Annotated in this window: 18 protein-coding genes; 11 read left to right on the forward strand and 7 right to left on the reverse strand. The window is 69.1% G+C overall.

The annotated features are described in order from the left end of the window. The first annotated feature begins 133 nt into the window (after positions 1-133). The 5 genes from modA (at position 134) to LRG10_RS12735 (ending at position 5,846) form a co-directional block, all read left to right on the forward strand. Positions 134-886 (forward strand): molybdate ABC transporter substrate-binding protein, encoded by a 753-nt coding sequence (modA, locus tag LRG10_RS12715; RefSeq protein WP_201167850.1) that lies wholly within the window; start codon positions 134-136, stop codon positions 884-886. A gap of 35 nt (positions 887-921) precedes the next feature. Further along, positions 922-1,611 (forward strand): molybdate ABC transporter permease subunit, encoded by a 690-nt coding sequence (gene modB / locus LRG10_RS12720; RefSeq protein ID WP_201167853.1) that lies wholly within the window; start codon positions 922-924, stop codon positions 1,609-1,611. Continuing rightward, positions 1,611-2,678, forward strand: a complete 1,068-nt coding sequence (modC, locus tag LRG10_RS12725) for a molybdenum ABC transporter ATP-binding protein (protein ID WP_201167856.1) — start codon at positions 1,611-1,613, stop codon at positions 2,676-2,678. Before modB ends, modC begins: the two co-directional genes overlap by 1 nt. Before the next feature lie 74 nt (positions 2,679-2,752). Continuing rightward, positions 2,753-4,960, forward strand: a complete 2,208-nt coding sequence (locus LRG10_RS12730) for a sulfite reductase flavoprotein subunit alpha (protein ID WP_238635754.1) — start codon at positions 2,753-2,755, stop codon at positions 4,958-4,960. Positions 4,961-4,964: 4 nt separating this feature from the next. Next, on the forward strand, positions 4,965-5,846 hold the full coding sequence (locus LRG10_RS12735; RefSeq protein ID WP_238635755.1) for a class I SAM-dependent methyltransferase: 882 nt from the start codon (positions 4,965-4,967) through the stop codon (positions 5,844-5,846). A 10-nt stretch (positions 5,847-5,856) separates the two neighbouring features. On the opposite strand, the gene LRG10_RS12740 is transcribed toward LRG10_RS12735, so the two are convergent. Beyond that, positions 5,857-6,933, reverse strand: coding sequence for a metal-dependent hydrolase (locus LRG10_RS12740; protein WP_238635756.1), 1,077 nt, complete (start codon positions 6,931-6,933; stop codon positions 5,857-5,859). A gap of 93 nt (positions 6,934-7,026) precedes the next feature. Between LRG10_RS12740 and LRG10_RS12745 the strand changes: the two genes are divergently transcribed. From LRG10_RS12745 to LRG10_RS12760, 4 genes are all read left to right on the forward strand, one after another. After that, on the forward strand, positions 7,027-8,262 hold the full coding sequence (locus tag LRG10_RS12745; protein WP_201167867.1) for a DUF418 domain-containing protein: 1,236 nt from the start codon (positions 7,027-7,029) through the stop codon (positions 8,260-8,262). A 33-nt stretch (positions 8,263-8,295) separates the two neighbouring features. Further along, positions 8,296-8,493, forward strand: coding sequence for a hypothetical protein (locus LRG10_RS12750; protein WP_201167869.1), 198 nt, complete (start codon positions 8,296-8,298; stop codon positions 8,491-8,493). Positions 8,494-8,575: 82 nt separating this feature from the next. Further along, positions 8,576-9,652 carry a patatin-like phospholipase family protein gene (locus tag LRG10_RS12755; protein ID WP_201167871.1) on the forward strand — a complete coding sequence of 359 codons (1,077 nt, stop codon included), beginning with the start codon at positions 8,576-8,578 and terminating at the stop codon, positions 9,650-9,652. Between the two features lie 426 nt (positions 9,653-10,078). Further along, the gene (locus LRG10_RS12760; RefSeq protein ID WP_238635757.1) at positions 10,079-10,750 is read left to right on the forward strand and encodes a hypothetical protein; all 672 of its coding nucleotides are present in this window, start codon (positions 10,079-10,081) and stop codon (positions 10,748-10,750) included. Positions 10,751-10,792: 42 nt separating this feature from the next. On the opposite strand, the gene LRG10_RS12765 is transcribed toward LRG10_RS12760, so the two are convergent. The 4 genes from LRG10_RS12765 to LRG10_RS12780 form a co-directional block, all read right to left on the reverse strand. After that, entirely contained in the window at positions 10,793-11,629 is an 837-nt protein-coding gene (locus tag LRG10_RS12765) for a hypothetical protein (RefSeq protein ID WP_201243041.1), read from the reverse strand. Positions 11,630-11,757: 128 nt separating this feature from the next. Continuing rightward, on the reverse strand, positions 11,758-11,922 hold the full coding sequence (locus LRG10_RS12770) for a hypothetical protein (protein ID WP_201243040.1): 165 nt from the start codon (positions 11,920-11,922) through the stop codon (positions 11,758-11,760). Positions 11,923-12,053: 131 nt separating this feature from the next. Next, positions 12,054-12,728, reverse strand: a complete 675-nt coding sequence (locus LRG10_RS12775) for a DUF2064 domain-containing protein (protein ID WP_238635758.1) — start codon at positions 12,726-12,728, stop codon at positions 12,054-12,056. Continuing rightward, a complete protein-coding gene (locus tag LRG10_RS12780) occupies positions 12,725-13,462 on the reverse strand; it encodes a hypothetical protein (RefSeq protein WP_238635759.1) in 738 nt (245 codons plus the stop codon). Before LRG10_RS12780 ends, LRG10_RS12775 begins: the two co-directional genes overlap by 4 nt. Before the next feature lie 129 nt (positions 13,463-13,591). On the opposite strand from LRG10_RS12780, the gene LRG10_RS12785 reads away from it, so the two are divergent. Continuing rightward, a complete protein-coding gene (locus LRG10_RS12785; RefSeq protein WP_201167880.1) occupies positions 13,592-14,272 on the forward strand; it encodes a TVP38/TMEM64 family protein in 681 nt (226 codons plus the stop codon). Positions 14,273-14,446: 174 nt separating this feature from the next. On the opposite strand, the gene LRG10_RS12790 is transcribed toward LRG10_RS12785, so the two are convergent. Both LRG10_RS12790 and LRG10_RS12795 read right to left on the reverse strand, forming a co-directional pair. Further along, positions 14,447-15,442 carry a radical SAM protein gene (locus tag LRG10_RS12790; RefSeq protein WP_238635760.1) on the reverse strand — a complete coding sequence of 332 codons (996 nt, stop codon included), beginning with the start codon at positions 15,440-15,442 and terminating at the stop codon, positions 14,447-14,449. 60 nt (positions 15,443-15,502) lie between these two features. Then, a complete protein-coding gene (locus tag LRG10_RS12795; protein ID WP_201167885.1) occupies positions 15,503-16,270 on the reverse strand; it encodes a S9 family peptidase in 768 nt (255 codons plus the stop codon). 219 nt (positions 16,271-16,489) lie between these two features. Between LRG10_RS12795 and LRG10_RS12800 the strand changes: the two genes are divergently transcribed. Further along, positions 16,490-16,729: FAD-dependent oxidoreductase (locus tag LRG10_RS12800; RefSeq protein ID WP_238635761.1), on the forward strand; the 240-nt coding region annotated here is incomplete at its 3' end.

Here is a 16,729-nt window from a genome sequence, read left to right on the forward strand (position 1 = left end):
CCGGGGGGCGGGAAACCCCGGGCCCCGCGGGGGATATGGCCCGTTCCTTGCTAGACCTCCCGTGAAAACCCCGACCAGCGAGGTGTGCATGCCGCTCCCGTCGCCCCGGAACCGCGCGCCCCGCAGCCGCGGCATGGCGGCCCTGGCACTGACCAGTCTCGCCAGCGCCCTGCTCTTCGCCTGCGCGGCCATCGCCGACACCACCCGCATCGCCGCTGCATCGAGTCTGCGTCACGCCATGGAAGACCTCGTGGCGAGCTTTCAGGAGCAACACCCGGAACATCAATTGGCCGTCTCCTACGGATCCTCCGGGTCGCTGCGTGCCCAAATCGCCCATGGGGCCCCTTTTGCCGCGTTCTTCGCGGCCGACATGGAGCGCCCGGAAGCACTCGTCGATTCCGGCCACGCCGCATCCGGGGTGCGCCACTACGCCAGTGGCCAACTGGTCCTCTGGACCCGCTCCAGGGCCGAACCCCCGGAGCTGGAAGAGCTAACGGAATCGGCATTCCGGCGCATCGCCATCGCCCACCCTGAACACGCCCCCTACGGCGCGCGCGCGCTGGAGGCACTGCAGGCCGAGGGCATTCACGAGGCGGTGGCGGATCGACTGGTGACCGGCAACAGCGTCGCCCGCGCCTTGCAACAGGCCCAGAGCGGTGCCGCGCAGGCTGCCCTGATCCCGCTCTCGCTGGCGACACACCCGAGCGTCGACGAGCAGGGGGTATACACACCGATCGATCCGGATCTGCACGCACCGCTCAGGCACGGATACATCATCACCCGGCACGGGTCCGGGGACGAGGCGATGGCGCGCTTCGCGGCTTTCATGGACAGCGACGGCGCCCGCACCATCCTCGAAGAGCACGGTTTCCGGCCGCCGGAATAACCCACCGCGCGGCGCTTAGGGACGGATCGACAAGCATGCTCTGGATCAGCAACGCCGACTGGGTCGCCCTGCAGCTGACCCTGAAACTGGCCTCCATCAGCACCGGCCTGCTCCTCCTGCTCTGTCTGCCCCTGGCCTGGTGGCTGGCGCGCAGCGACTCCCGCGCCCGCGTCGTCGTCGAGGCGCTGGTGGCGATGCCCCTGGTCCTGCCTCCGACGGTCATCGGCTTCTACCTGCTGATCTTCCTTGGTCCGGAAGGCTGGCTCGGCGGGTTGCTGGAGCAGCTTGGCATCGGCCACCTGGCCTTCACCTTCACCGGCATGGTGATCGGCTCGATGATCTACTCCCTGCCCTTCGCGGTACAGCCCATGCAAAACGCCTTCCAGGCCATGGGTGAGCGCCCCCTGGAGGTGGCCGCCACGTTGCGGGCCTCGCCACTGGATCGTTTCTTCACGGTGGTCATTCCCCTGGCCCGCAACGGTTTCCTGACCGCCGCGGTGCTCGCCTTCGCGCACACCCTAGGCGAGTTCGGCGTTCTGCTGATGATCGGCGGAAGCATTGCCGGGGAGACGGAGGTGGCCTCGATCGCCATCTACAACCACGTCGAGGCCATGGACTACGCCGCGGCCCACGGCCTGTCCCTGTTCCTGCTTTTGATGGCCTTTTCGCTGCTTCTCGCGGTCTACTTCCTTAACCGCCGCTTCAAGGTCGTGGGGGTCGCCTGATGGGCATCCAAGCCTCATTCCGGGTCGACCGCAGCGATTTCCGCCTCGAGGCCGATCTGGTTCTCCCCGGAACCGGCGTGACCACCCTGTTCGGCCGCTCGGGGTCAGGCAAGACCACCCTGCTACGCTGCCTGGCCGGGCTGGAGCGGGTACGGCGTGGCCGCCTGGTCGTCAACGGCAGCATCTGGCAAGACGAACATAGTTTCCTGCCGGTTCACCGCAGACCGCTCGGCTACGTGTTTCAGGAACCGAGCCTCTTCCCCCACCTGAACGTGCGCGGCAACCTGCTCTACGGGCGACGGCGGACACCCGCCGGCGGCCGCCGGGACGACCTCGACGAGATCACCGAGCTGCTCGGCCTCGCCGGGTTGCTCGAACGCCCCCCGGGTTCGCTATCCGGCGGTCAGCGCCAACGGGTCGCCATCGGACGCGCACTGCTGGCCGCCCCCAGGCTCCTGCTCATGGACGAACCCCTGGCCTCGCTGGACACCGCCACCAGGGCCGAGATCCTGCCCTACTTCGAGCGCCTGCACCGCCACCTGCGCATCCCGATTGTCTACGTCACTCATGCCCTCGACGAGGCCGCTCGCCTGGCCGACCACATGGTTTTACTCGAATCCGGCGAGGTCCGTGCCGAAGGCCCGCTCCAGACGCTGCTGACGCAGACCGATCTGCCGCTGGCCCAGAGCGAGCACGCATCGGCGGTCCTGGAGCTGCCCGTCGCCCGGCACCACCCCGCCGATCACCTGACCGAGCTTGACGCCGGTGATGCACCGCTGTACCTGCCGCGGCTGGACGCCGCCATTGGCGAGCCGGTCCGTGTGCGTGTCCACGCCAGGGACGTCAGCATTGCCCGCACGCCACCGACCGGGGTGAGTCTGCTCAACCGTCTCCCGGCGCGCATCACGGCGATCGCCGATGACCCCACCCCGAGCCACGCTCTGGTGCGCCTGGAGGTGGCGGGCCAGCCGCTGCTCGCCCGCATCACCCGGCGTTCCTCCGCCGAGCTGGGGCTGGCTCCGGGGGTGCCCATACACGCCATGGTCAAAGGGGTGGCCCTGCGCTGAACTTGCACCGCACCGGTCGACCACCATACTTGGCGCAGGATCTCAGCCCCACGCCACCCGCAGGAAGCCCGACCATGCCCGCCAGCCCTCGACGGCTGCTGCTTTGCTTGCACCGCTGGATCACCCTCGCCCTTGCGCCCCTGTTCCTGGTGATCATCGTCAGCGGCGGTCTGCTGGCGCTTGAACCCGTCGTCCGGGATCTGGCCTCGGGGCCCGAGGCGGAGGATCCGATCCCGGTGTCCGAGCTACAGGCGTTCCTTGCCGAGGTGGATCCGCAGCAGCGCATCCGCACCCTGAGGCTCGAGCGCGGCGGGACCGCCGTGCTCGAATTCAGTCGCGCGGGTGAGCGCTGGCATGAGGCCTTCGACCTCGAGCAGCGCAGTTCCCTCGGCGAGCGCGACTACGCCACCACCTTCTTCCAGACCGTGCGCCACCTGCACAAGGATCTTCTGCTCGATCTGGACTGGGTGGTCGAGCTGGCCAGCTACGCGCTGTTGGTGGTGCTGATCGTCGGACCGTGGCTGGCCTGGCCGCGACTGCGCCACACCCTGACCCAGTGGCACACGGGGGTTGGTTGGCTGACTCTGCCACTGCTGCTGCTCGTATCCGTCACCGCAGGCATGATGGCCCTGGAACTGGGTACGCCGCGACTGCCACCGATCGACCGGGACGCCGGCCGCCTGGCGATTGGTCCAGTCCTACAACAGCTCGAGGCCGCGGAGATCTCCCATATCCAGGCCATGGAACGCTTCGAGCGGGCGGCCTGGGCGGTGACCACCGACGGTGATGGCGGGCCGCAGCAGCTGATCGTCACTGCCGAGGGGATCACCCCGGCCGGCGCCTACCCGGGGTGGATCGCCGAGCTGCACCAGGGCACCTGGGCGGGCGCTTGGTCGGGACTGATCAATCTCCTGACGGCGCTGGTGCTGCTATTCCTGTTTGTCACGGGCATCTGGCTCTGGGCTCGACGCCGGCTGGGCGGGCGCCGCCGGGGGGATGCCGGAGCCGACCTGCTCATCGCCCACGCCAGTCAGACCGGCACGGCAGCTCACCTGGCCCGGGAGACAGCGCGCGCACTGCGCCTCGGCGGCGCCCGGATCGAAGAGGCTTCGCTGTCGGCCTTGGACCCCAAGGCGCTTGAGGCCTATCGATACACGCTACTCATCGCCTCGACCTGCGGTGACGGTGACATGCCAGACCCAGGGCGGGCCTTCGTCGCCGCCCTGGACCGTGCGCAGCTGCCCCGCACGCGGTTCGCCCTGCTTGCCCTGGGGGACTCCAGCTACCGACACTTCTGCGCCGCCGGAGAAACCCTGCGTGCGGGACTGCGCCGCGCCGGGGCCGAAGAGGTACTGCCCATGGCCCGCGCCGATGGCGCACCCGAGGCCACCTGGCGAATCTGGCTCGGCGAAGTGGCCGAATTGCTTGGCGTGGAGGCCGGCGCGACCGGGCCAATCCCAAGCGATCAACCCGTCCATCTGACCCTGCGCGAACGCCGGCAGCTCAACGATCCCGAGGATCCGATCACCCAGGAGGTATGGGGGCTGACCCTGGAGAGCGATACCCCGCTGGCTTACCGGCCCGGAGATCTCCTGCTCGTGCGTCCTGGCGAGGGCGAGCCGGCCCGCCCCTACTCCATCGGCAGCACCCCCCTCGACGACCCGCACCGCCTTGAGCTTACCGTCGCCGTGACAAGCCGCACCGACGCCGACGGGCACGTCCGCCCGGGCAAGGCATCCAGCCTCCTGGCGAGGCGCCTACAGCTCGGCGACACGATCACCGCCTCACTGCGCACCCACCGCCACCTGCAGCCGCCGGATGACCCGCAGCAACCGATGATCCTGATTGCCGCCGGCTGCGGCATTGCGCCGTTCATCGGCTTCATCGCCGAGCGCGCCGCCCGGGCCGATCGCGGTCCGATCTGGCTGATCTTCGGCAATCGGCGTCGGCAGGGCGATTTCTTTCACGCCGAGCGCCTGCTTCAATGGCGCGAACAGGGGGTGCTGACACGGCTCGATCTGGCGTTCTCCCGTGATCCCAATGACGGCGGCTACGTTCAGGACCGGATCAGCGAGGCGGGAGCGACAATCGTCGACTGGATGCTTGACCGGGATGCCCGTATTTACGCCTGCGGACGGCGCAGCACCATCGGTACCGCAGTGCCGCTAGCGCTGACCGAAGCGCTGCGCCGGTACGCGGATCCGGACCGCCGGGAACCGGCCGAGTCCTTGGTGCGGCGCTGGCAGACCGAAGGCCGACTGCGTCTCGACGTGATCGACTGACCCCATGGAACAGCGCCCCTTCACCAGCCGAACCGCGGAGACCGCCGCCGCACTGCGCGTCTGGCACACCCGCCTCGACGATCCCCCGGCGATCTTCGACGATCGGGCGGTCCTCCCCCTACTCAGCAGCGGGATCCGTCGACTGGTCCAGCCACCCCCCCCGCTGCTGGCCATGCAGTGGCGGGCGCTGGAAAGCGCCCACCCGGAACTCGCCGCCCTGCGCGGCCAGACGGTCACACGGGCGCGCTTCGCCGAGGACGCCCTGGACGCCGCCCTGGAGAAAGGTCACCGGCAGATCGTGCTACTCGGCGCCGGGCTGGACACCACCGCCCTCCGCCGCCCGGATATCCTCGCGCAGGCGCAACTGCTGGAAGTGGACCAGCCCGCCACGCAGTGGTGGAAGCGCTCGCTCCTGCCCGCCGAGGTGGCCAACCGGATGCGCTTCGCAGCGGTGGACTTTGCCCGCGATCGCCTGGCTGAGCGCCTCGTGGATGCCGGAATCGATCCCGATACCCCCCTTTTCGCCAATTGGCTGGGCTGCACCTACTACCTGCCCCGGACGGCCATCGGCACCACGCTTCAGGGCCTGGCGGAGGTCGCCGCCCCGGGTAGCGAATTGATCGCCGACTACTGGCTGCCCTCGGAGAACGTGGCCTGGCGCCCGCGCATGCTCTTGCACGGCGTAGCGCTGGCACTGCACACGCAGCAGGAACCCCTGCGCGGCCTGCTGCCGGCGGAGACCATGCACCGGCTGGCCACAGACGCCGGCTGGCAGATCGCCGAAGAGCTGGATGCCCCGGCACTCCAGGCACGTTGGCTGGCCGGCCGGCGTGACTCGCTCTCGGTCCCGGCATTCGCCCGCTGCCTGCGCCTGGTGCGCAGCTGACCCCGGGGCGCTACCGCCGCTCGCGCAGCAACGGCTCGAGCTCCTCCACCGCCCGCTCCCAGTAGTCCACATCGGCCCGATACCAATCCCCCTCCGGCGTCCGGCAGCTGGCGTACTGGAACGGGGGCGGCACCTGGGCGATCCGAAAGCGCAGGTCGGCAAAAATGGCGCAGGCATCGCCCTCGTAATCGACCACCTTGCGCAGATACGGCAGCGCGGCGAAGCGCCGGAACTCGGCAAATTCCGGGCGCCACCAGGCCACCTCGGCGAATTCGCGCCAGCCACCGTCGCCGAAACGCGGCAGAGGCTCCCACTCCAGCGCATGCGGCGGCCGAAATGTCTGCCAGTGCCGAGCCAGCAGGCCGGCGTCCTCATCCACCGGTCGCTCCTGCGCCCGGAACCCGAGGTGAGCCGACCAGTAGGCGTCGTCGCCCTCGATGAACAACCGCCAGTTCAGCGGCGACAGCGGCTGTGCCATGGCGTGCACCCGGGCCCCGTGCATGCCCCGTTCCCGCGCCTCTTCCCGGGCGTATTCGAGCGCGTGCACCTTGGCCACCGACTGAACCGCGATCACCCCACCGGCAGCGGCAAGCCCGACCGCCGCCCACAAACGCCCGCCGTAGCGCCAGGTCAGCAGCAGGCCGAGCAGCAGCGAGCCGGTGACCCAAGGATCCAGGATGAAAGTCACCGGGAAGGCAAAGGTCTCCCGCGAAAAGGGTGCCAGGAGCTGGGTCCCGTAGTTGGTGATCCAGTCGCCGAAGATATGGATGCCGATGCCCAGGGCGAAGATAACCGCACCATCGCGCCAGTCCCGCTGCCCGGGCCACAGACGCGCCGTCACCCAGCCCAGCACGATCGCCCAGAGGGGGAGCATCAGCAGCGAGTGGGTCTCGCCCCGGTGGAGGTTGTAGTAGACCAGCGAGTCGGCGATTACCAGCCCCAGGAACCAGTCCACATCCGGGAACAGACCCGCAACAGCGCCAAGCCAGGTGCGTTCGCGCAAGGAGAAACGCGGCGCAGCGCAGCATCGCGGCGCCACCAATCGGTTGAGCAGGGCGCCACTGGCCGCATGGGTGACGGGATCCATCCCGACAAGGTGCCAGCTCGCCGATTTCAAACACAAATGGATGCTTTATCCTGTCGGTCCAATGCACCACCGGGGGGCATACCGCAAGGGCCTATGGGCACCGGACAACGCCTGGAAAGTCTCGACACCGTCCGTGGGGCGGCGGTGCTGGGCATCCTGGTCATCAACATCCAGCTCTTCGCCATGCCGGTGGCCGGGCTGCTGAGTCCGACCCTGCTTGGCGGCTTCGAGGGTTGGGATTACGCCGTCTGGGCTGTCGGCCACGTCTTCTTTGAAGGCAAGTTCATCGCCCTGTTCGCCGCCCTGTTCGGCGCCGGCACCGTTTTGCTCGCCGAGCGCCACCGCGCCGCCGGCATCAACCCGTGGATCGTCCACCGCCGGCGCATGCTCGCCCTGGCTGCCATCGGGCTGGCCCATGGGATCCTTCTGTGGATGGGCGATATCCTGCTCATCTACGCCGTCATGGGCCTGCTCGCTTTCCTGTTCATCGATCGCACACCCCGCGCGCTCATGGCCTGGGGCGTCACCCTCTATACCCTGCCCATACTCCTGACCATGGCCGCCGGCTGGGGGCTGACCCTGCTGCCCACCGCCGGGTTCATCAAGCTGGCCTCTGCTTCGCCGTCGGTCCACGAGGAGATCACCGCGGCCATCGAGGCCTACCAGGGCGGGTGGCTGACCCAGATGGAGCAGCGCCTGCCCGAAGCCTTCACCCGCTATCTGATCGGCACCCCAGCGCGCCTTGGCTGGCTGACCCTCGGCTGCATGCTGATCGGCATGGCGGCCTACAGGAGCGGGTTCCTGACCGGCGCCTGGAGCCAGCAGGCCTATGCACGCATCGCACGATACGGCCTGGGGATCGGTGTGCCGCTGAGCATCCTCGGGATCGCCTACCGCGAGTGGCGCGACTGGGAGCTGCTCAGCGGCTTCTTCTTCAGCACCCAGCTTAACCAGTTGGCCGTACCCCTGATCGCCGCCGGTTGGGCCGCGCTGATCATCCTGGCCTGCCAGCGTGGCTGGCTTGGCTTCCTGCACGGGCCGATCACCGCCGTTGGGCGAACGGCCCTGAGCAGTTACCTGCTGCAGTCCCTGCTGTGTACCCTGATCTTCTACGGCCACGGACTGGGGCTCTACGGCGAGGTCGACCGCCCGGCTCAACTGCTGGTGGTTCTCGGCCTTTGGGGGATCCTGCTGATCGCAGCCCCCCTATGGCTGCGGATGTTCCGCATGGGACCGGCCGAGTGGCTCCTCCGCCAGGCTACGCGGATACCCGGACCCGTACCAATGCTGCCGCCCGTCCGCCGGCCGCGGCGCCCCGGGGCCGGCTGAGAACACCCGCATCCCGCAAACCGGAGGTGGACCATGAAGGTAACCATCGAAGTGGACCTGACCCCGCAGGAGGCCCAGGAGTTGATGGCCGGCTCGGCGGAGTCGGCCCTGGCCTTCCAGCAGCAGTTCCTCGAGGCGGTCTCCCAGGAGGTGGCCCGCCAGCTGACCCGGCAGTGGGAGCATTGGCCCCGGCCACCATGGGCCCAGACGCCGGAGAGCGGCAGGGAATAGCACCGGGGCCCGGGCGTCCGGGCGGAAAGCGCGCGACACAGCGTCCATACTGAAGGCCGTGGACTTGATCAGGGAGGGTCCCATGGCCACGCAGACCCCGAAACGCATCGACCTGGCGCTTCAGGGCGGCGGCGCCCACGGCGCGCTGACCTGGGGCGTGCTTGAGCGCATCCTCGAAGATGAGCGCCTAGAGATCGACAGCATCAGCGGGACCAGCGCCGGAGCCATGAACGCCGCGGTCGTCGCCGACGGGCTGCAGCGCGGCGGCCGTGAACAGGCCCGAGCGGGGCTACACCGATTCTGGTCGTCGGTGAGCGAGGCTGCCCGTTTCTCACCGATCCAGCGCAGCCCCTGGGACCGTCTCCTCGGCAACTACAGCCTAGACTACTCCCCAGGCTACCTGTTCTTTGAAAACCTCACCCAGCTCCTCCACCCGGCCCAGCTCAATCCCTTCGGGATCAACCCGCTGCGCGACCTGATCGCCACTCAGGTCGATTTCGACCAGGTCAACGCCTGCCGCAAGGTCAAGGTGTACGTCACCGCCACCCACGTGCGCACCGGCCGGGCCCACATCTTCCGCCAGCCGCACCTGTCGGCGGATGCGGTGATGGCCTCGGCCTGCCTGCCCTTCATGTTTAACGCCGTCACCATCGACGGCGAGGCGTACTGGGATGGCGGCTACAGCGGCAACCCCGCCCTCTACCCGCTGGTCGATGACCCGAGCTGCCAGGACCTGATCGTTGTGCAGATCAACCCCATGGCCCGCCAGCAGCTGCCCACTACCGCCCGGGAGGTGCTCAACCGGATCAACGAGATCACCTTTAACTCGGCGCTGATCAAGGAGCTGCGCTCGATTCATCTGCTTCACCAGTTGATCGAGGCCGAGGATCTCCAGCTCGAGCGCTACCGCGCCATGCGCCTGCACCTGATCCACGCCGAGCACGAGGTCGAAGCGCTGAGTGCCTCAAGCAAGCTCAATGCCGAGTGGCCCTTCCTCACGCGCCTGCGTGATCAGGGCTACGGCTGGGCGGATGCCTGGCTGGACCAACACTTCGATGACCTGGGCGTGCGCTCGACCTTCGACCTGGACGAGCTCTTCGCCGACGCCTTTCGGCCGGTACACCCCGAGGAGGAACCCCGCATCGAGGGCACCCGCTGATGATCGAAATCGCGGCCATCCTGATCGCGCTGGTGCTGCTGATCTATCTCGCCTACCGCGGCATCACGCTGCTGATCCTGGCCCCTGCCCTGGCGGCCCTGGTCACCCTCGCCTCGGTGGAGACACCGCTGCTAGCCAGCTACACCCAGGTCTTCATGGGGGCAGCGGCCGATTTCATCATGAAGTACTTCCCGCTGTTCCTGCTCGGGGCGATCTTCGGCAAGCTCATGGAGGATACCGGCAGCGCCGAGGTGCTGGCGCGCGCCATCATCCGCGGGCTGGGCGAGACCCGGGCGGTCCTTGCGGTGGTGCTCTCCTGCGCGATCATGACCTACGGCGGCGTCTCGTTGTTCGTGCCTGAACGAGGTCCCGCCCTCGGCCACCCCGGCCCGCCAGCCGCCGCTGGCGCTCGCCATCCTGCCCATCGTGCTGGTCATCGGCCTGAACCTGCTCTTCACCAGCCTGGTCATCCCGGCCATGGAGACCGGCTACCTGGCCGAGCCCCGCTTCGGGGCGACCACCATCGACGCCCTGCGCGGCGTCTGGTCGATCACCGGCGCACTGGTGATCGCCATCCTGGTGCTCATCCTCACCAACCTCAGCCGGCTACGGGCACTGACCGCCACCCTCGATAGTGGCGCCAACGCCTCGCTGCTGCCCATCTTCAATACCGCCAGCCTGGTGGGCTTCGGCACGGTCATCGCCTCACTGGCCGCCTTCGAGACGATCAGCGGCTGGGTGACCGCCATCGGCGGCGACAACCCGCTGATCTCACTGGCCGTCGCCGTCAACGTCCTCGCCGGCATGACCGGCTCCGCCTCCGGCGGAATGAGCATCGCGCTGGCCACACTCGGTGACAGCTATCTGGCCATGGGCCAGGCGGCGGGGATCTCACCGGAGCTGATGCACCGCGTCACCGCAGTGGCCACCGGAGGGCTCGACGCCCTGCCCCACAACGGCGCGGTGATTACGCTGCTCTCCATCTGCGGACTGACCCACCGCCAGGCCTACCTAGACATCGCCGTAGTGGCGATGCTGGTTCCCCTGATCGCGCTGGTCTTCCTCATCACGGTGGGTTCGATTTTTGGCACCTTTTAGACGCCCTGTACGGCACCCCGGCAACGCCGGGCCAAGAGGCGATCAGCGCCGCGCCACCCGTGGTCCCTGATCGCCGCCGCCAGAACCAAGCCGATGCTCGCCGTCGGCCTTTTCCGCCTTGCGCTCCTGCAGGCGCTGGTACCAGAGGGTATCGCGGTGGCTGTCCACCTCGAGCTGCTGTCGCAGCTGCTCGACCAGTTGGCTGGTGTCTTCGGACAGGGTCCCGTAGCGCTCCTGCCACTGCTCCAGGGCCTCCCGAAAACGGCCGTAAGCCTCCAGCGGGTCACTGGGGCGCTCGGCCGTATGCTCATCCACCCGCTCGGCCTGGGCGCGTGCGCTCGCAGTCAGCGCCCCGCCACTCTGCCGATCGGCGTAATCGACCAACAGCGCCGCCTCGCGCCGACGCAGGGGACGCCCCTGCTCGACCACCCGTTCGCGGTAGATGCGACACGGCCGGCTGTGGAGACACGCCTCGCGCACCCCGAGCAGATCCTGGGCACGATCGGCCAGCTCGTCACGCTCTGCCTCCAACCGACGCAGCTCCTGCCCCCGACCCAGGGTCCACGCGGCAAAGATCAGACCACCGGCCAGCACGCCCAGGGCCAACACGCCCCAGGCGAGCAGGGGCACACCGGGTGGCGCCAGCCAGGCAGCCAGGGTCACGCCCAGCAACAACAGGGGGACCGCAATCAATGCCCAGCGAGCCTGGCGCTCCAGGGCCTGGTGCTCCGGCTCGCGGTCCGAGGCCAGACGGCGGAAGGTATCCAGCAGCGAGCGGTCGCGCACGCCGGCCAGAAAGCGGTTCATATCATGGAGTTCGGGCGGGGTTGCCCGCTCGATGAGCCCGTCGTGGAAGAGCTGCGGCGATTTGCGAGACACCCGGACCTCCACAGAATGGCCCGCGTCAGGGTGCGTGGACGGGCAATGGCGGGTTAGGGACAGACAAGCTGTCACCCCCACGGCCGGGCGGCGCGCTGCCGCCCGGCCGTGGGCTTCACGCGGATCGCCTACCCCGCGGAACGCGGCTCGCCGGCCGCCTCGTCCCGCTGGGCCTCGGCCTGCTCCGCGGCACGCTGCTCCTCCACGGCGCCCTCGTCCTCACGAACCTCGTCGGTGCGCCGATTGACCTCACGGACGTGATTTCGCTGCGCGTTCACCATGCATCCGAACATCGATGACCTCCCTTTGCTGGCTGCACGTCACAGGGCCTAGATGAGCACAACTGAATCGGCATTTCAAACCCGGCCGGGTCTCCGGATTATGGGTCTTCCTGTGGTGCGTGGCAGCGAGCGTGGCGGCCGGCCTAGGGCTCCAGGCCTGATGCCGCCGCGGCCGCAAGCACCTCGGCGAGAGCGCTCTGCGCGGGGGTCGGGCTGTCCAGTCCAACTAACTCGCGTGCGACGCTGACAAGATCCGCGGCCTCGTCGAGATCGGTCAGGGGGCGCAGGGTCAGCCAGCTCCCCTGCTCCGCCATGACCTCCCGGAACACGGCCAGCGTGCGGGGGTGGCTGTAGGGTACCGCCCGCCATCGCTGCCCGGGTAGTGTCCGGTTGCTCCCGAACAGCCAGAACCCGCCGTCGCGGGCCGGGCCGATCACGATACGGGCGTCCTCCGCCTCGAGCCACGATGCAGCGCGGGCGAGATCCTCCGGCGAGACCTGCGGCGCATCGGCCCCGAGCAGGATACCGCGGCCGTGCTTGCGGACCAGGGTGTCGTGGACCCGGCCCATGCGCTCACCGAGCTCCCCCTCGCCCTGCGCTAGGAGGGGCAGGCCGGTCCAGAAGCCTCCGGCGACGGCCACAGGCTCGGCGAGGGCCCAGTAGACCGGGCCCAAGGCCGCGCTCTGGGCCGCCTCGGCAGCCGCCCCGGCACAACGAAGATAGAGCCGCTCGGCCTCCAGGCGGCCCAGGCCGGCGGCCAGGCGCGTCTTGACCGCCGAGCAGCCGGGCGTCTTGACGAAGAGGGCGATCGCCGTCATCGGGTGTAGGGTCGCTCGCGCCAGGAGCGCCAGGCGATCCGCGCGGCCGAGGCGGCATGGCCGGCCGTGGTGCGGAGCCAGCCGCGCTGGCGGTAGCGGCGCGCGCTGGTGTGGACGACACAGCCGATGGGCCGGCACGGCAGCCCGGCCCGGCGGGCCCGGATGACCAGGTCGAGATCCTCACCGCGCTCGATGTCCTCGCGGAACCCACCCAGGGCCCTGAAGCGCTCATGCGGCAGCAGGAGCCCCTGATCCCCGTAGGGGAGCCCGAGGACCCGGGAGCGGAGGTTGGCGCCCACGGCATTGAGATGGACCGGCCAGGGCCCATCCTCCCGGAACCGGAGCCAGCCGTAGCCCAGCGCATCGCCCCCGCCGATCAAGGCGCGCACCCGCTCCAGGGCCCCAGCCGCGGGATGGCTGTCCACGTGCATGAACCAGAGCCAGGCGCCGCGCGCCGCCCGGGCGCCGCGATTGCTCTGCACCGCCCGGCCGGCGCCGGACTCGACCACCCGGCCCGGAGCCCCGGGCGGGACCCGCCCAAGGTCCGTCACCGACAGGATCACCTCGGCCTCGAGCGCGGCTTCCGTCAGCCACGCGAGCTCCGCGATACGCGGCTCATCCCCGGGGCCGACCGGAACGACGATGGAGCAGTCGGTCCCCCCCGGCCCGCCAAGACCCGCTTCGGGCCGGCCGCCCCCTTCCTGGTCATCCCCCGCAGCCGTCTCTCGATCCATACCGCGAGCCTAGCATCGATCCGGCTCGGCCGTACGACCGCCCGCAGCGCTGCAAGCTGGACCGTTCAGCCCCTCGCCCAAAGGCGATCTGCCATGGTGCGCAGAGTCGATCCGGGCGATACTCGATCCATGGCATCCGATCCGTGGCGTACCGGACTCGCGCTTCTGGGGCTACTGCTCGGCCTAGCCATCCTCGGGGGCTGGACTTGGCAGGTCGGTGCGGCCGTGGGCTGGCAGCCCTCCGGACTTGCCGAGCAGTTGGCGGCACAGCCGCTGCAGAGCGCCTTGCTCCTCATGGCCATGATGACCGCCGTGGTCGTGCTCCCGTTGCCAACCATCCCCATAACCGTGGCCTCCGGGCTGCTCTTCGGCCCCCTGCTGGGCGCGGCTATCGCCGTAGCCGGCGCGCTGGCAGGCGCGGCCGTCGCCTTCGGGCTGGCCCGGTGGCTGGGGGAGGGGCTGCGCGCGACCCGGCTGGGCCGACCCATCCCCTACCCGCTTTGCAGGGACTGCGGAGACCGCGCGATGTTCCTGGCCGTCCTGGTCTCGCGCCTCATCCCGGTCGTCTCCTTCGCCCTGCTGAGCTACGCGGCAGGCCTGACCGCTATGCGCCTGGGCCCTTTCCTGCTGGCCACGGGCGTGGGCATGCTGCCGATGACCCTGGTCTACACCAGCCTGGGCGCCATCGTGCGCGTCGATCCGGCCTGGTTCATCGCGGGCACCGTGGCGGCCTTGGGCATCCTGCTCCTCCTGCCCCGATGGGTCGAGCGGCGTAACCCCTGGAATATCAAGCGGTACCTGTCCCGATAGAGCCGGGCCGTGCCGCCATCCCCCGCGCGAGCAAGGCTGAGCACGGTTCACCCCGAGGCACGGCTCCCATCCATAGGGTCGATTGCCGCCAGCGACCGTATCCTGGCGGGGAGGGGCCGGGGCCGTAGGCGACCCCGGCGCTTCGACTGGCCGGCAGCCTGGGAGGCGTCTCCGTCAGCCACTGCAGCTGGCACCCCCGAGAACGCAGAACTGAGCACAATGGGGATGGTTGAGCGGCACCTCGGTGAAGCTCCCCACCAGGCTGGAGCCGAGCTCGAAGGCCGGCTCGTAAGGCAGTAGCGTGCACGGCACCACCACCGGCTGCGATGCCCCCTTGCGCTTGATCACCATGCGGGAGCTCGCGCACATCATCTCGTCGGGACTACGCCCGACCTTCTCCCAGCAGCCCTCCGAGATCTCCGGGACATCCCGGCTGGCATCCATCTCCGGGAACAGCACCAGGCGCTCGGGGTCGTGGGCATCGAGCGTGATCCCATGGGCGTCGAACAGGGCCTGGTAGCCCTCGCGCAGGGCCGCTTCCGCCTCCCCGGAGGTCTGCCGGCCGGCCACATCCACCCGGAAGCCGCTCTCCGAGAGCCACCGCAGACCGCGGACCATGGGCTCCCACGATCTCGGCCCGCGCTCGGCCTCGTGCAGATCCTGCCGATAGTGATCGACGGATACGCGCACCGTCAGCTGCTGCCCGTAGCGCTCCCGGATTGTCTGCAGGCGCTCATGGACCTTCATCATCGGCCTCATGGCGTTGGTCAGCACCAGCGCCTCGTAGCCGCGACCGAGCGTATCCTCCAGGATGGGGATCATGTCCGGATTCATGAACGGCTCCCCGCCGGTGAAGGCGATGGTCCGGGTACCGAGGCCCTCGCGCTCGATCTCGTCCAGGTATCCGGCCACCTCACTGGCGCTGAGGTAGACCAGGGCATCATTGCGCGGGGAGGACTCGATGTAGCAGTTGCGGCAGGCGAGGTTGCACAGGGTCCCGGTGCAGAACCAGAGCGTCTCCAGGCGCTGCAGGCGGACCGAGGCGCGGGGCTGGCCATCGGCCGTGAACGCCGGGTCGCGGAACTTGCGGGGATCGATCAGGTATCGATCCGCCCCTGAGCCCTCCTCACCCTTGGCTTGCTGCGGCGGCGCCTCCTCCTCATGGCTCATGGCGAGTTCCTCCTCATCGTGGTCACGAAGCCCTGAAACGGGTGCTCCGCTGGCCGGGCCTCATCCGGGCTCGGTGATGTAGCGCGCCGCCCAGGCGGCGATGACGGTGGCGGCGTACCGGGCGTCCGCGGCTCGGGTCAGAAGATGGTCGGCATCATCAAGGGAGATATAGCTCTTCGGGTGCTTCGCGGTCTCGAAGATCCGCCGCGCGTGATCGACGGGCACCACCTCGTCGAGAGGGGCGTGCATGACCAGCAGCGGTCGGCGCAGATCCGCAATCCGGCTCGCCTGATCGTGCCCGACGGTCTCCTCGATGAACGATCGCCCGACCCGGAACGGGCGCCCCCCGAGCGTCACCTCGGCCTCACCGGCGGCCTCGATCTGGGCGCGCTTCTCCCCGAGGTGCTCGAGCACATGATCGGCCTCGAACGGCGCGGCGATCGAGCACACGGCCCGGCATTCCGGGATGTCGCCGGCCGCGGCGATCGCCGCCGCGCCCCCGAGGCTGTGGCCGACCAGGATCCTCACCGGCCGCCCGGCATCGCGCATGAATTGCGCCGCCGCGAGCACGTCGGCCACATCGGAGCGGAAACCGGCATGGCCGAACACCCCCTCACTGCCACCGAGCCCAGTAAAGTCGAAGCGCAGGGTCGCGATCCCCTGCTCGGCCAGCGCGCCCGCCAGCCACGAGGCCGCCTTGATGTCCTTGCCGCAGGTGAAGCAGTGGGCGAACAGGGCATGGGCCCGCGGCGCCCCCTCCGGCTCGTCGAGCCTTGCCGAGAGCGTGTGCCCCTGAGCGCCGGGGAAGTCCAGTCGTTGCGTGCGCATCCCGTCCCTACCTGTACCGTCCGTATTAAAACACCACTATAACGCCCTTGGTGCCCCACGACTCGGGCCGGACCTGCCCAGCTGTCGTTCTACCCAAACGCCCTCGCCGTTACATCACACGGGCGCCGGGGCGGTGTTTGACACGAACGGCCCGCGCGCCTATTTTCTACAATTAAATGGATTTTTTTGTACGCATCTTTAGAGCCGAGGAGGCCTGCGATGACCGATCTCGAGACCGACGTCGCCATCATCGGGGCGGGTAGCGCCGGACTGCGCGCCTACCGGGCCGCCGCCGCCCATACCGATCGCGTGCTCCTGATCGAGGGCGGAGCGTACGGGACCACCTGCGCCAGCGTCGGATGCATGCCCAGCAAGCTGCTCATCGCCGCCGCCGACGCTGCCCACACGGCGCACCATGCCGACGGCCTCGGCGTCCACGCCCGCTTAGTCGAGATCAAT

Source organism: Halorhodospira sp. 9628 (genome assembly GCF_022228075.1).
Taxonomy (GTDB): Bacteria; Pseudomonadota; Gammaproteobacteria; order Nitrococcales; family Halorhodospiraceae; genus Halorhodospira; species Halorhodospira halophila_A.

Bases quoted from the DNA above. Each gene is read 5' to 3' on its own strand.
- modA (WP_201167850.1), top strand. From the start codon at position 134: ATGGCGGCCCTGGCACTGACCAGTCTCGCCAGCGCCCTGCTCTTCGCC.
- modB (WP_201167853.1), top strand. From the start codon at position 922: ATGCTCTGGATCAGCAACGCCGACTGGGTCGCCCTGCAGCTGACCCTG.
- modC (WP_201167856.1), top strand. From the start codon at position 1,611: ATGGGCATCCAAGCCTCATTCCGGGTCGACCGCAGCGATTTCCGCCTC.
- LRG10_RS12730 (WP_238635754.1), top strand. From the start codon at position 2,753: ATGCCCGCCAGCCCTCGACGGCTGCTGCTTTGCTTGCACCGCTGGATC.
- LRG10_RS12735 (WP_238635755.1), top strand. From the start codon at position 4,965: ATGGAACAGCGCCCCTTCACCAGCCGAACCGCGGAGACCGCCGCCGCA.
- LRG10_RS12740 (WP_238635756.1), bottom strand. From the start codon at position 6,933: ATGGATCCCGTCACCCATGCGGCCAGTGGCGCCCTGCTCAACCGATTG.
- LRG10_RS12745 (WP_201167867.1), top strand. From the start codon at position 7,027: ATGGGCACCGGACAACGCCTGGAAAGTCTCGACACCGTCCGTGGGGCG.
- LRG10_RS12750 (WP_201167869.1), top strand. From the start codon at position 8,296: ATGAAGGTAACCATCGAAGTGGACCTGACCCCGCAGGAGGCCCAGGAG.
- LRG10_RS12755 (WP_201167871.1), top strand. From the start codon at position 8,576: ATGGCCACGCAGACCCCGAAACGCATCGACCTGGCGCTTCAGGGCGGC.
- LRG10_RS12770 (WP_201243040.1), bottom strand. From the start codon at position 11,922: ATGTTCGGATGCATGGTGAACGCGCAGCGAAATCACGTCCGTGAGGTC.
- LRG10_RS12775 (WP_238635758.1), bottom strand. From the start codon at position 12,728: ATGACGGCGATCGCCCTCTTCGTCAAGACGCCCGGCTGCTCGGCGGTC.
- LRG10_RS12780 (WP_238635759.1), bottom strand. From the start codon at position 13,462: ATGGATCGAGAGACGGCTGCGGGGGATGACCAGGAAGGGGGCGGCCGG.
- LRG10_RS12785 (WP_201167880.1), top strand. From the start codon at position 13,592: ATGGCATCCGATCCGTGGCGTACCGGACTCGCGCTTCTGGGGCTACTG.
- LRG10_RS12790 (WP_238635760.1), bottom strand. From the start codon at position 15,442: ATGAGCCATGAGGAGGAGGCGCCGCCGCAGCAAGCCAAGGGTGAGGAG.
- LRG10_RS12795 (WP_201167885.1), bottom strand. From the start codon at position 16,270: ATGCGCACGCAACGACTGGACTTCCCCGGCGCTCAGGGGCACACGCTC.